This is a genomic window from Pseudomonas sp. 3B-A001-10F, assembly GCF_056313565.1.
The window spans coordinates 21,202-34,681 of the sequence record NZ_JBQYFW010000031.1 but is presented as its reverse complement, the minus strand read 5'-3'; the positions used below and the strand labels follow the sequence as shown (position 1 = coordinate 34,681).

The window sequence follows — 13,480 nt, the reverse complement described above, 5'->3', positions numbered from 1 at the left end:
TTCTCGGGCAGATCAGAAGTTCACGCCGAAGCTCAGGGCGACGAAGTCACGGTCTTCGAGGACGTTGTAGTCGCCACCGAAAAAGTCGGTGTAACTGAGGCTCGCGGTATAGGTGTTGCGGTAGTCGGCATCGACGCCGACGCTGATCGCTTTCGCACCTTCGTTGAACAGGCCGTTGGGGCCATAACCGGCGACGTCATGCGACCACGACAGGTTGGGTTTGAAGTTGACCCCGCCGATCACGTTGGCGTAATCGAGGATCGCCCGGGCACGGTAGCCCCACGAGGTCGAGGTGACGAAACCGTCGGTATCACCACCGAAACCGTATTGGCCATACACCGAATCGCGGCCATAACGCAGCTCGCTGCGCGACTCCAGGCCACCGACATGCACCACCGCAGCTTCGCCGACCACGGTCAGGCGTTCCGCGCCCAACACCTGATCGAAAAAGTGCGTGAGGGTGCTCTGGATTTGCGTGACTTCCTTGCGCCGATAGCCTTTGTTGTCGGCTCCCGCAGTGGTAGCGATCGGCGAAGCAGCGCCACCGGCAATCGGGTTGAGCAGCGCTAGCGTCAGGTCATTGGTGTTGACCTGTACCGGTGCATTCGGGCGGTAGCTGATCTCGCCAGTCCATGCCGTGCCGGTCGGCAATGTGGTGGAGAAACTCGCGCCGTAGAGGCGAATGTCTTCCGGGTACTCAAGGTAGTAACCACCGCGCCCGAGCATCACGCTCTGCGCCAGGCCGGAACCGCTGCCGGGTGCCAGGCCATTGGCGATCCCGACCATGCCCGGCAATGCCGCCAGCGTCGACAGGCCAGCCGTGGTAGTGCCAACCGTTGGCGTGCGGCTGTGGTAGTTCATGAAATACAGGCCATATTCGGTGTCGTCACCGAGCCAGCGCAATGCCGTGCCCCACTGCCCGGAATCCCGCGCATCGCGGTCGCCGCCACGGGGGATCACCACGCCTTCGCGAGTCACCTGAATGCCTTGGCCAAAAGCCTGGGTCAGCGGGACAAACGGTGCGATTGCCGGGTTGCCAACGGTGTAGCCGTTGTTGCAACCGTCCGCCGCCACATCGACACCGAAGAAGGTGCCGCAGTTGTCGAGAACAGTCTGATCCCACTCCAGTTGATAGAACCCTTCAACGGTCAGTTGATCGGTCAGGCCTTGGGAGCCAAACAGCATGTTGACCGGAATCAGGCCTTCCTTGATCTCCGCTCCGGGGCGACGAAACGCCGAAACGTCGATCGGGTTGATGCTGTTGATCGAGTTACCGATGAAGGTACTTTCGCCCCAGCTCACCACCTGCTTGCCCGCGCGCACGGTGCCCGGCAGATCGGCGATGGAATAGTTGTGATAGACGAATGCATCAAGGATCTGCGCGCCGGAAGATTTCGCGCCTTCCTTGCGTCCGCTGTCGCTGATCGGCTTGAACTCGCGGTCTTCGTCCTTCAGCTCGAAGTCATACCAGTACTTGCCACGCACGAAGACACCGGTGTCGCCGTACTTGAGTTCAAGATCGTGAATACCTTTGAAGATCTTCGAGAAGGTCTCGCCCTTCTTGAAATTCAAACGCCCGTCATCACCGGTCGAGGATTGCCCGGTCCCGCCATTGACCGTGCCGACCAGCGACTTGTCGGCATCGCGCATGCCCCAGCTCGCACCGATCGACAGCGACGAGTCGAAGGTGCCCTCGATCTCGCCAATGTTGAACGCAACCGCGTGCGCCTGGGCGCAGCAACCCAAAGCCACCGCGGCGGCCAGCGCCTGCGGTGTGAAGATGGCGCGCATTGTTGTTTTTGTCATGCGTCTTCCCCGGTGAGTGACAGAAGGCCCCACCCTACTGCCGGGCAACCGCGTCGATAAGCGCACCAAGGAGGTATTCGTGTTGTCGCTCGAAAGGATGAATGGCCTTTAACGACGGGGCTTTGCGCCGTTCATGGATCGGCTGGATGGAAGATCATCAGTGCCGCGCATGGTGCACATCAGCACATGGCACTGTTACGTGCCCCGCAACAGTGCATGTCCGGAATTGGTATTTTTCCTACGTGTTCAACACCTTATTCTGAACGCTCTTTCACGGGACACGCCGCAAAGCGCGCAGCACTGGCCTTTGAGCGACTCAGGCCATTGCTGACAGATTTCAGATGAATCGAAGACTTCGGTTTATCGCCCCGGTGTTCACTGACGTTGATTTGTAGCTCCTTGATCCAACGTCTTACCTTGGCCGCTGCGTTTGCAGCGGCCTTTTTTATGGGCGTTGAAAAAGTATTCCCTACTGCCTGCAAACACCTTCCGAGAACGACGTAGGACCTTTCCTGCGTCGCAGAAGAATTCTCCCTGCCTTGTTATTAGCCTGCGAAAACCCTCTCGAAACAACGCCCTGTTACTCACGGGTTTCTCAGATTCTGTAACCGCAAGTCTGATGTAACTTGAAACACCTCAACCCCTCGCTGGTGACACGGACGTCACTATCGGCCGCGCTAACTTGCCAGCGAGTTATCACGCACATTCAAAAGGACATGAATATGCAAAGACCTCCATTCTTAGAACTGGATGAAACACGTATCGAGGCACCCGCCCCCGATAATTACGAGCCATTCAAAGAAAGCAATGTGGGTTACACCTACAGTGGAACGTTCGGACCTGCCGGCGCCAATGCGCAAACCCGCCAATTGATGTTCGAGACGCAAACCACCGTTGAACAAGAGTTCAACGCAAAATCCGTCTCAATACCTCAGTCCATCGAAGTGGAACTGGCGGCAATCAGACTGGAAGGCCCGACAAATCCTCTTCCGCCCGCAGCTGCACTGGCCCGCGAAGTGGGCGTCAGAAATACGCTGATTCACCGCAAGAGCGCAGAGTTTCAGAGGCAGACCCCGATCGCAAACCGCTTTTTTGGCAGCGATCCGCTGGGGAAAACCTTCCAGGATTACCTGAATCAGGCTTCCGCTATCCGCCGAACCAGCGGCGCGGGGGCCAGGAGTAGAGCGTTGTGGAGCGAGTCCTTCCGAGCGGCTCACGAAGCGCGTTTGCTTGGCCAGACACTGGCGCTTCTCAACCAGCAACAGGCCGACGTACTCAATTGGCTGGCCACCGTGCAGGCTCAGGATCAAGCTCAGGCGGCAGCGGCTGAGACCCAGCGTTTGGCTGCAGAACACGCACGGGTCGCAGCCGAACAGCAACGACACAGAGAAGCTGCAGAAGCAACACGTCGAGAGCAGGAGCAGATTCGCATACGTGAACAGACACGACTGGCTGGATTGGCGGAAAAACAACGTCAGGAAGCCGAAATCGCACGAATCAAGGCTGAGGATGAAGCACGGGAAAAAGCACGAATCGCGGCATTGTTGAGCGCGGAGGCCGAAGCAAAGGCAAAGGCCAAAGCCAAGGCGATCGCCAAAGCCAGGGCCATAGCCAAAGCCAAAGCCGCGAAACGTGCGTTTGCCGCCGAGCAGGCACGTCTGCAAGCAGAAATGGAGCAGCGTATCGAGGCGTTACAACGGCAGGAGCGCCTGGCACCAGAAGTCCAGCATGTTTACCCGGCTTCAGGCGCAACGGCTTCAACCGGTCCGGAGTTGTCCTTTGCCTCACACACCACTCGTCTTTTTCCAGCAACATCATCCGCAATTCTCAAGGGGCTGCGGGCAGGATTACAGACCCTGAAAGCGGCAGGATCTGTGTTGATCAGCGGTCCGGCACTGGTAGGTTTCGCGGCTTTGCTCGCGCCTTCGCGCCTGGGCAACGGCGAGCGCTTTTCCATGAGTGTTCCCTTGGCCGAATTGTCGCCGGAGTCTGCACAAACACTGCGCGAAATAGCAGATCGGCAAAGCACACTGGAGCTGCCCGTAGGCTTGGGTGTGAGGCCACTGGGTGCGGGCACGGAGGTATTCGTCGCCACCAGCGATGACTTCCATATCCGTTCGAGTGTGCTGGTTCTGAATGCGGCCTATGACTTGCTGAATGATGTTTATGAGGTAGCGCTGCCAGATTCGCCGACGGATTTTCTGACCTGGACGCCGGCTATCTCGCCGGGTAACAGCTCGACTGTATCGCCCATTGCCGAGACTGATGCGCCAGCCTATTCCGGCGCTCCTATTGTTCCGATTGAAGGACGGCTGGACCTCAATCCGATCCTTGTCGAAGGTTGGGAACGATTCGTCATCGTGTTCCCCGATGACTCGGGGATTGCGCCACTTTATGTGGTGTTCAGCAGTCCGTACGGGGGTGTCGAGGACGGGGAACACAGCGGGCGAGATTTCAACCCCGAAGAAACAGGTTTACCGGTTACAAGCTCGGACTGGGTACCGTCGATCATCGCAAAAAACGGAATTGATATCGTGAAGCTACACACTTCAAAGTTCCCAGATTCTGATGCAAATAAAATAATGATCGATCGTCTAGAACGAATTTTTCGAGGAGAACTAGAGGTAACCGATACCGACAAACGCTTCTACACTCATGAGATCAGAGAGTTCGAAAGGCTTAAAGCCTTGGGATATGGCGACACGGAGATGCCCGATAAAGACTCTTCCGTATGGAACAACGTCCACACTGCAACACTGGAGGATTACAAGCTTAAAGATGATCCAACGTTGTTATATACGCCAGAGGCGCTGGAAGCTGCAAGGCGGCAAGAAGAGCGTGAGTACCAGAAGTTGCTTAAGGAGATGTGGTAATGAATACCATTGAGCAAATTGTGAAAAATGAACCATTGGATGACATCGTCACCGTATTTTCACTGTTCAAACCAAATCCGCACCTGGACATGATGATCAGACAATACAACCGAGATTTGATCAGTCAATATGGAGCCCTTGAGGATGCCTACAAACGACTCATTGCGTCCGGAGTACTGGCACACGGGGATAAAGGCTTAGCTATTAAAGGCCCCAACTGGAAGGCCCCAAAATTCATGACTGAAAAACGATACGCTTAATGGGGTGTGGCCACCAAGCCCAAGTTTGGTGGCCACACTATTTAAAGCGAATACTTCTGCAAATTCGCCATCATTTCCTTCAACGCCTCAATATTGTCCTTCGGATGCGCCGCCCCTTCGAAATCACAGATCTGCTGCCAGTGCGCCGCGACATCTTCCGGCGAGAAGCCCACCCGCGGATCAAACCCGGCACCGAGGCTGCGCTCCCAACGCACCTTGCCCATCCAGCCGCCACCGACTTCGAACAGCCCTGACGTTTCCTGGCATTGCTCACTAGCCAGATACACCACCAACGGGCTGACCAGTTCTGGCTTCAATTGCTCGAATACTTGCGGCGGGATCAAGCCTTCGGTCATGCGGGTGCCGCCGGTAGGCGCGATCGCGTTGACGAGGATGTTGTTCTTGCGACCTTCGATGGCCAGCGTACGGGTCAAACCGTAGAGGCCCAGTTTGGCCATGCCGTAGTTGGACTGGCCGAAGTTGCCGTAGATGCCTGAGGTCGAGGCGGTGAAGATTACCCGGCCGTAGTTTTGCTCGCGCATATGTGGCCACGCGGCGCGGGTGACTTTGTAGGCGCCTTCGACGTGGACGCGGTAAACCAGATCCCAGTCGGCGTCGTCCATTTTGTGGAAGGTCTTGTCGCGCAGGATCCCGGCGTTGTTCACCACGACGTCGACGCGACCGAAGACATCAAGGGCGTTTTGCACCAGTTTGTCGCCGTCGGTGACCGAGTCGTGGTTGGCTTCGGCAATGCCGCCGGCCTCGCGGATTTCGGCGACGACGCGGTCGGCAGCGGAGGCGTTGGCGCCTTCGCCCTGGGTCGAGCCGCCGAGGTCGTTGACCAGCACTTTGGCGCCCTGTTTGGCAAACAACAATGCGTGGGCGCGTCCGAGGCCACCACCGGCTCCGGTGACGATGACAACTTTATCTTCGAAACGCACAGACTCATTCATCGCAGCAACTCCAGCAGGCCAGTATTGAGTCCGAGTGTCAGGCACAGGGCTTTGGGTCACAACGAATACGGCTGAGGCTGAATGGTGCGCGATAAGGTTGGGGGATGATGAAGGCGTCAAAAGATCAAAAGATCGCAGCCTGCGGCAGCGATCTTTTGATCTTTCAGGAGCAGGCGACTTTGCGCGGTGGCAGCACAAAACGATCGCGAAACTCCAGATAATGCTTGAGCACCTGCACCGGCGCCTCGGTCTGTGGATAGTGGCCGATGCCCGGCAGCAACACCGTGTCGGCGTCGGGGATCAACTCACGGTAACGCTCGACCATGTGCGCCCCGGAAATCGGATCGACTTCGCCATCGATCACCCGTAACGGGATTTCACCGCGCTGCATCGCTGTCACCCAGCGATCACGCTGCACACGGCGTTCGGGAATGTAGCTGATCAACTTGTGCATGATCCGTGGCCCGCGATTGCTGTCGACCAGACTCCAGAAATCATCCAGCTCGCTTTCGCTCGGCCGGGTTTGCGGGCCGAAGATCTGCCGGAAGCTTTTCACCAGCGCATCGCGAGTGAACGCACGACCGATCATCCAGCCCAACGGGCTGAGCAGCAGTTTCTGCATCAGCACCGGGCGATGGGTTTCCGGAAACAACCCGCCGTTGAGGAACACACAACTGGCGATCTCGATCTTGTCTTCGTAGTGCCTGGCGAGCAGTTCCTGGGCAACGCTGTCGCCGTAGTCGTGAGCAAGCAAGTGAACCGGTTGCCCGACCTGCAGATGCGCGAGCAATGCCTGCTGCAGGTCAGCCTGCTCCAAAAGGCTGTAGGTGTGATTGAGCGGTTTGGCCGAATCGCCAAAGCCGAGCATGTCGCAGGCAATCACTCGATATCGCTGGGCCAGCGGCTGCCACAGATAATGCCAATCCCAACTGGCGGTCGGGAAACCGTGGATCAGCAACAGCGGCTCACCCTGCCCCGCCGTCCAATAGCGGATCGGCTGGCCACGAAAAACAAACGTCTGGCTGCGTTTACGCCAGACACACAGAGGAATCTCGGCAAGAGGCATTAGAGTTTATATCCGGGGTCTTGTTTATCGAGTTTGCGCAGCAACGCCGGCCAGGCCAGCGCGCCACCCATGCCTTGAGCACTTTTGGTGACACCGGCGATCATCGCTTTGGCGCCTGCCAGGATTTGCGGTTCGATGGCGATGAGTTCAGCGCCACCGGTTTGCGCCATGACCTGAATGTCGCAGGCGCGCTGGAAGGTGAACATCATCAGAAAAGTGTCGGCGATGGTGCCGCCACAGGTCAGCAGACCGTGGTTGTGCAGCATCAGGAAATTGTTCTCGCCAAGATCGGCTTGCAGGCGCGCCTTCTCTTCGTGGTTCAGCGCCACGCCTTCGTAGCCGTGATAGGCCAGGCTCGAAAGCACGAACAGCGACTGCTGGCTGATCGGCAACACGCCCTGCTTTTGCGCCGACACCGCGACACCGGAAGCGGTGTGGGTATGCAGCACGCAAACCACATCGTGCCGCACTTCGTGCACGGCGCTGTGGATGGTGTAGCCGGCGGGGTTGATTTCGTAAGGGCTGTCCATGAGTTTGTTGCCGGCCTGATCGACTTTCACCAGGCTCGAAGCAGTGATCTCATGAAACATCAGACCAAACGGGTTGATCAGGAAATCTTCGGTGCCAGGCACCTTGGCGGAAATATGGGTGAAGATCAGATCGTCCCAGCCATGCAGCGCGACCAGACGATAACAAGCGGCGAGATCGACACGGGTCTGCCACTCTGCGGCACTGACCTGGTCTTTGACATTAAGGGACGATTGGACGGGGGCTACGCTCACTGTATGCACCTCTGCGTTCTTATTGTTCTGCACGTACGAGCAGTCTAGTCAGGCGCAGAGCATTGCGTAGTTGCATTGCCAGCCAGCTTGATGACTGAGCGGGTCAGCCAGGCAAACTCCTTGGATCCATGTCAAAGCCACGACGCCAACAAAGGCGCGGCAAACAGATTGAGCAACCCGGTCAAAACCATCACCAGCCCGGCGACAGAGCCTTCTTCGCCGCCCACTTCATGGGCCCGGCTGACACCGGCACCATGCGCGCCAACCCCGAACAACGCGCCGCGCGCCAAGGCACTGCGCAACGGCAACCACTTCAACAACACGCCGCCGAGCATCGCCCCGAACACACCGGTGAACATCACGAATACCGCGGTCAACTCCGGCACGCCGCCGAGGTCCTGCGCCAGCGGCATGGCGAACGGTGTGGTGATCGAACGCGGCACCAGTGACAGCGTCACCGAGCTGTCGAGCGCCAGCGCCCTGGCTAGCCCGAATGAAGTGCCGATCGACGCCGCACTGCCGGCAACCATGCCCAACAGCAGCGCCGACCAATGCCGCATCAGCAGGTGCCGCTGCTGCCAGATCGGCACAGCAAATGCGACAGTGACCGGGCCGAGCACCCGCATCAGCCAATGGGTGTTGCTGGAGTATTCGGCATAAGCGGTGTGCAACGGCACAGCCAGCGCCAACAGCAGGACCGGCACCAGGATCAGCGGCGACAACACGTAGCGCCCGGTGCGCCGATACAACCAGCGGCTGAACAGATACGCCAACAGGGTGAAGGCCAGCCAGAACATCGGCATCCATTCAAGCTTCATGGGAACGCCTCATGCGCACGGCAAGTTCTACGGTGAAAGCCGTCACCAGCATGACCATCAATGTACTGGCGGCGATCACCAACAGGATTCGCCAGCCGTCATTGCGCAACAGTGCGCCATAGTCGAGCAGGCTCATCAGCGCCGGAATGAAGAACAACAACATCTCGGCCATCAGCAACCCTGCGCCCAATTGCAGGGCGGCGGGTTTTATCCAGCCAAAGGCAAAGGCCAGCAGCAACAGCGCCATACCGATCACACCACCAGGAATCGGCCACGCCAGCCAGACCGCGAGTTGGCAGCCGAGCAAGTAGAGGCCGAGCAATACAGCGAGTTCAGCGAGAAGACGAGACAGATGTTTGAGCGGGACGGCGTTCATGATTTTGCTCCAGACAGGCGCTTATTTTACGAAGCGCCCTGCCATCCCCGAAGCGAATTGTTAGACTCAATACCATTCCAAAATGGAATCGGACAATGGAATTCAAACAACTGCGCAGCTTTGTCGAAGTGATGCATCAAGGCGGTTTTACCCAAGCCGCAAAAACCCTGCACATCAGCCAGTCAGCGGTGAGCAAACAGATCGCGCAACTGGAACAAAGTCTCGGCACGCCTTTGCTGGAGCGGCTGGGTTCGCAATTGCGCCTGACGGCCGCTGGCAGCGTGGTGCTGCAACGGGCCGAAGGCATGCTGCGCTTGCGCAACGAACTGCTCGCGGAACTGGATGACCTGAGTCATTTGGCACGCGGAGAGTTGCGTCTCGGTCTGCCGCTGCTGGGCAGTGACGCGCTGTTCGCTGGGCTGTTTGCCGAATACCGGCGACGCTACCCGAATATCAGCATCCAGTTGCTCGAGGGCGGTAGCCGCAATATCGAGCAGGCTGTGCTGAGCGGTGAACTGGAATTGGGCGGCAGTCTGTTGCCAAAGGATCCGCAATTCGACTGTCAGCCGTTTTGCGATGAGCAACTCGATGCGCTGGTGCCAGTGGATCATCCGCTGGCAGCCCGAGGCGAGATTGGTCTGGAAGAATTGGCCGAGACGCCCTTTCTGCTCTATCAGCGCAGCTTCGTGCTCAACGACCGCTTGCTGCAGGCGTGCCAGCAACTGGGCTTTACGCCGAAGGAAGGCGGGCGCAGCGGTCAAGCGGATTTCCTTGCGGCGCTGGTGGCCGCCGGGCAAGGCGTGGTGCTGCTGCCCAGCGTGGTTGCACGCGGTCTGGTGCGGCCAGGCGTGGTGCGCCTGACCTTACGCGCGCCGGATTATCTGCATTGGGATATCGCGTTTATCTGGCGGCGCGGCGCGTATCTGTCAAAAGCGGCGCAGGCATGGCTGGCGCTGTTGCGCGAGCGTGGAATCAGCCCTTGAGCGTGTCGATCAACTGCGCCAGCCAAGGCTCGGCGTCGGTTTCCGGGGTGACGCTTTCGCTGGCGTCGATGCGCAGCATCTCTTGCACTTCGCGCACACCGAGCTCGCCGAACAGTTCACGCATTTGCTCGCCACCGCCGCAGAAAGTGTCGCCGTAACTGGCGTCGCCCAAGGCAATCACTGCGCCCGGCAAACCGAGCAGTGCGGCGGGCAACTGGTCGCGAATCGCTGAGTACAGCGGTTGCAGGTTGTCGGGCAATTCGCCCATGCCGGTGGTCGAGGTCACCGCAAGCAATGCTTCAGGGCCAAACGCCTGGATGTCGGCCAGGCTGGGGCGCGAGTTGTGGAAGGTTTCAAAGCCAGCGGCTTTCAACAGGTTCTGGGCGTGACGGGCGACTTCTTCGGCGGTGCCGTAGACCGAACCGGAGAGGATGGCGACTTTCATCAATCTGATCCTGAAACTGAAAAAAAAGAGCCGCGATAGTAACAGTCTCAAGCGCAAAGCTGCGACTGGATCTCAATTGGCGGTAATGGCCAGTAGACAGGCCGTGCGGTTCTTCTAGAATGCCTGCCACTGACAACTCTGAAAGGATTCAAAGATGATCAACGCCAGCCTGCTGCAAATGGTGATCAATGCGTCGAATGACGGGATAGTGGTCGCGGAGAAAGAAGGTGAACAGAACGATATCCTGATCTATGTGAACCCGGCCTTTGAACGACTGACGGGCTACACGAGTGAGGAAATCCTCTATCAGGACTGCCGCTTTCTGCAGTCTGGAGACCGCGATCAGGACAGCCTGAGACTGATTCGCGAGACGCTGGATAACGGCGGCTCGTGCCGGGAAATCCTGCGTAATTATCGCAAGGACGGTACGCCGTTCTGGAATGAACTGTCGATTTCGACGGTGAAAAACGTCGAAGACGGGCAGACGTATTTCGTTGGCGTGCAGAAGGACGTCACCGTTCAGGTCAAGGCACAACAGCGCGTTGTTCAACTGGAAGCTGAGGTCGTTGCCCTCAAAGCAGAACTGGCTGCATTGAAAGCGACAAACGGTCAAAACAAAATCGCGAACTAAGTGTCATTAACTACAATCACCAATGACTTTGTAACTATACCTTTCGAGTTAGCCATGCAGCGCGACGCCCTCCTCACTCAGGATGAGCTGGATTTCATCCAGACCATGCAGCACAACCCGCAACTGAACGTGCGGGATGCGACGTCGAGTCTGCTGGTTAACGGCGGTTCGCAAATCCGTGATTTGCTCACGCGCCTGGCCGCTCACGAGCAAGTGACCATTCAGGCCAACTTCGAAAATCAGCAGATGACCTTCCCGTTGCATCTGGTCGAAGACGAGTTTCACGCGTTGCACCTGCGTCTTGGCGTACCGAGTATTTACGAAGACGGCCCGATGGTGCGGCCATGGCGTTTGACTCTCGAAGAGCCGGTAGCTCTGGAAAACGCCAAAGGTCAGCCGGGCACGTTGTGGGTCCACGAGGTTTCGCACAAAGGTGTGCTGCTGGAAGTGCGCAACAAGACCAAACCGCCCAAGCATTTCGCGCTGTGGTTCAGCCCTTCGGGTTACGAGCGGATTTCATTGCGCGGCAATTTCGAACGGGAAACCGAGAGCGGTTTCTACGCCTACGAACTGAGCCAGACCGACACCGATGAAACCGAGCGTCTGCGCCAGTTCATCCTGCAGCAACATCGTCTGACGCATCCAGCCCTTCACACCTGAGTTTCAGGTATCCAGATTGCCGGCCAGAAACTGCAGCATGCGCTGACGCATGTTCGCGCCTTCATTGCCCAGACAGGCAACAGAGGATCCGGCCAGGCTGTCCTGCGCCAGATCTGAAGCGTCGCCCGCCAGCATCAACTGACAATCGAGACTCAATGCCAACCGGTTCAAACGCCGAGGCAATTCGGCGCTGGGCGCGTGATTGGAAAACAGCACGAGTGCATCAGGTTTGATCTTTTCGCAAACCAACGTCAGCTCATCGAATGGCTGACCTGTCGTCAGCACCCGAACACCGGAATTGCTGTCGCTGAGAAATAGCGCCGCCACCAACAACTCCAGCTCTCGACATTGCCCGGCCAGCGCGCTGACGATCACTCGGCGCGGTTGCGTACCACGCAGCATGACGATCCGCTGCAATACCCGCGCCCGCAGGAATCCATCGAAGAACAACCACTCGCTGGTTTGCCCGAAAGCCTCTTGGCGCTGCAACAATTGCAGCCACAAAGGCATGAGGATGTCCTGAAACACCACCGGCAATGAGTATGAAGAGAAAATCTGCCCATAGACGCGGTCCAGTTGCTGGTCGTCGAACGCACTGACCGCCTGCTGGATCTGCTCCTGCCATTGCAGGTAATCCGCCTGCACCAAGTCATCCGGGATGATGTGCGCCAATACTTTCATCGGTTCGGTCTTGGCGAGGATCTTGCCGACCTTGCTCACGGCAACCCCGCGATCAATCCAGTCGACGATGCTGCGCACGCGCTCGATATCGGTCATCGAATAGAGCCGATGCCCACTTCCGGTGCGCGTGGGCTGAATCAGACCATAGCGCCGCTCCCACGCGCGCAAGGTCACCGGGTTTACACCTGTCAGGCGTGCGACCTCACGGATAGGGAACAGATCCTCGCGCTCGAGCGCAGAAGATGTCTGCGAAGCAGGCTTTGCGTCCGTGATGACAGGCATAGGCTGTTCAACTTCCATGTCGGAGAGATTTGGATCCCATTCTAACGCTTATGCCCCGATTGCGATCAAGTGCAGAAATGCGACGAAAGTCGCTGGTTTAATCGGGAAAAACCGGAATAATCCTTGCTTGTTGAAAAACGCAGGCCTCTACCCCGGCCCTGCGTCAGGCGAAACTCCTACCCGGAGCGACGCAATTGAAATACGGAGATACATAATGTCTACTTCCCCTGTCACGCTGATGGTTGCCCGTCGCGTCGCTGATGGCCGTTATCAGGACTTGATCGCCTGGCTGCGCGAAGGCGAACTACTTGCCACTGATTTCCCCGGTTACCTGGGCTCTGGCGTGCTCGCTCCGCCGCCCGGCGATAATGAATTCCAGATCATCTTCCGCTTTGTCGATGAGCAGACGTTGCATGCGTGGGAACATTCGGTTTCACGTACCGCGTGGCTGAGCCGTGGCAGCGACCTGTTTGCCCACCCGAAAGAACATCGAGTCAGTGGCATCGAAGGCTGGTTCGGCGCTGCCGGGCAACGACCTCCACGATGGAAACAGGCCGTCGCGATCTGGCTGGCGTTCTTTCCGGTGTCACTGCTGTTCAACTTTGTCCTCGGCCCGTTGCTCGCAGAACTGAGCCTGTTGCCGCGTATGTTGATCAGCACGGCGTGCCTGACGCCGTTGATGGTTTACTTCTTTATTCCATTGTCGACCCGATTGCTGGCGAACTGGCTGAACAGTACGCCGGTACGACTGCCTGTTTCGGCGACACCTCAGAAACATTAAAGATCGCAGCCTCGTTGCACTCGACAGCTCCTGCAGGACTGAACACAGACCAGGGCAGGAGCTGCCGCAGGCTGCGATCTTTT

At 57.9% G+C, this 13,480-nt stretch carries 14 protein-coding genes; 6 read left to right on the top strand and 8 right to left on the bottom strand.

The annotated features are described in order from the left end of the window. Positions 1-12 precede the first annotated feature (12 nt). Entirely contained in the window at positions 13-1,806 is a 1,794-nt protein-coding gene (locus tag AC0ZWN_RS23100; protein WP_476336660.1) for a DUF1302 domain-containing protein, read from the bottom strand. Positions 1,807-2,528: 722 nt separating this feature from the next. Here AC0ZWN_RS23100 and AC0ZWN_RS23095 point away from each other — a divergent pair. Together AC0ZWN_RS23095 and AC0ZWN_RS23090 are read left to right on the top strand one after the other, a co-directional pair. Further along, complete coding sequence (locus tag AC0ZWN_RS23095) at positions 2,529-4,679, top strand: S-type pyocin domain-containing protein (protein ID WP_476336658.1); 2,151 nt, start codon at positions 2,529-2,531, stop codon at positions 4,677-4,679. Next, entirely contained in the window at positions 4,679-4,939 is a 261-nt protein-coding gene (locus tag AC0ZWN_RS23090) for a hypothetical protein (RefSeq protein WP_007914225.1), read from the top strand. Before AC0ZWN_RS23095 ends, AC0ZWN_RS23090 begins: the two co-directional genes overlap by 1 nt. A gap of 41 nt (positions 4,940-4,980) precedes the next feature. Here AC0ZWN_RS23090 and AC0ZWN_RS23085 read toward each other — a convergent pair whose 3' ends face one another. From AC0ZWN_RS23085 to AC0ZWN_RS23065, 5 genes are all read right to left on the bottom strand, one after another. Then, entirely contained in the window at positions 4,981-5,892 is a 912-nt protein-coding gene (locus tag AC0ZWN_RS23085; protein ID WP_099758023.1) for an SDR family oxidoreductase, read from the bottom strand. Positions 5,893-6,055: 163 nt separating this feature from the next. Continuing rightward, on the bottom strand, positions 6,056-6,958 hold the full coding sequence (locus AC0ZWN_RS23080; RefSeq protein ID WP_095125408.1) for an alpha/beta fold hydrolase: 903 nt from the start codon (positions 6,956-6,958) through the stop codon (positions 6,056-6,058). Beyond that, the gene (locus AC0ZWN_RS23075) at positions 6,958-7,740 is read right to left on the bottom strand and encodes a class II aldolase/adducin family protein (RefSeq protein ID WP_093436071.1); all 783 of its coding nucleotides are present in this window, start codon (positions 7,738-7,740) and stop codon (positions 6,958-6,960) included. Before AC0ZWN_RS23075 ends, AC0ZWN_RS23080 begins: the two co-directional genes overlap by 1 nt. A 131-nt stretch (positions 7,741-7,871) precedes the next feature. Beyond that, on the bottom strand, positions 7,872-8,558 hold the full coding sequence (locus AC0ZWN_RS23070) for an LrgB family protein (RefSeq protein ID WP_476336654.1): 687 nt from the start codon (positions 8,556-8,558) through the stop codon (positions 7,872-7,874). Next, entirely contained in the window at positions 8,548-8,934 is a 387-nt protein-coding gene (locus tag AC0ZWN_RS23065) for a CidA/LrgA family protein (RefSeq protein WP_095049777.1), read from the bottom strand. Before AC0ZWN_RS23065 ends, AC0ZWN_RS23070 begins: the two co-directional genes overlap by 11 nt. A gap of 95 nt (positions 8,935-9,029) precedes the next feature. Here AC0ZWN_RS23065 and AC0ZWN_RS23060 point away from each other — a divergent pair, with 95 nt between their 5' ends. Beyond that, a complete protein-coding gene (locus AC0ZWN_RS23060; protein ID WP_476336652.1) occupies positions 9,030-9,917 on the top strand; it encodes a LysR family transcriptional regulator in 888 nt (295 codons plus the stop codon). On the opposite strand, the gene AC0ZWN_RS23055 is transcribed toward AC0ZWN_RS23060, so the two are convergent. After that, a complete protein-coding gene (locus AC0ZWN_RS23055) occupies positions 9,907-10,362 on the bottom strand; it encodes a flavodoxin (RefSeq protein WP_476336650.1) in 456 nt (151 codons plus the stop codon). The genes AC0ZWN_RS23060 and AC0ZWN_RS23055 overlap by 11 nt on opposite strands. 154 nt (positions 10,363-10,516) lie before the next feature. Between AC0ZWN_RS23055 and AC0ZWN_RS23050 the strand changes: the two genes are divergently transcribed. Together AC0ZWN_RS23050 and AC0ZWN_RS23045 are read left to right on the top strand one after the other, a co-directional pair. Next, positions 10,517-10,993: a PAS domain-containing protein gene (locus AC0ZWN_RS23050; RefSeq protein WP_476336648.1), complete on the top strand. Its 477-nt coding sequence runs from the start codon at positions 10,517-10,519 to the stop codon at positions 10,991-10,993. A gap of 54 nt (positions 10,994-11,047) precedes the next feature. Then, complete coding sequence (locus AC0ZWN_RS23045; RefSeq protein WP_016987019.1) at positions 11,048-11,653, top strand: hypothetical protein; 606 nt, start codon at positions 11,048-11,050, stop codon at positions 11,651-11,653. A gap of 3 nt (positions 11,654-11,656) precedes the next feature. Here the strand turns inward: AC0ZWN_RS23045 and AC0ZWN_RS23040 are convergent, their stop codons facing one another. Beyond that, entirely contained in the window at positions 11,657-12,616 is a 960-nt protein-coding gene (locus AC0ZWN_RS23040; protein WP_476336646.1) for a MerR family transcriptional regulator, read from the bottom strand. 214 nt (positions 12,617-12,830) lie between these two features. Between AC0ZWN_RS23040 and AC0ZWN_RS23035 the strand changes: the two genes are divergently transcribed. Beyond that, complete coding sequence (locus AC0ZWN_RS23035; protein ID WP_476336644.1) at positions 12,831-13,397, top strand: antibiotic biosynthesis monooxygenase; 567 nt, start codon at positions 12,831-12,833, stop codon at positions 13,395-13,397. The last annotated feature ends 83 nt before the right edge of the window (positions 13,398-13,480 follow it).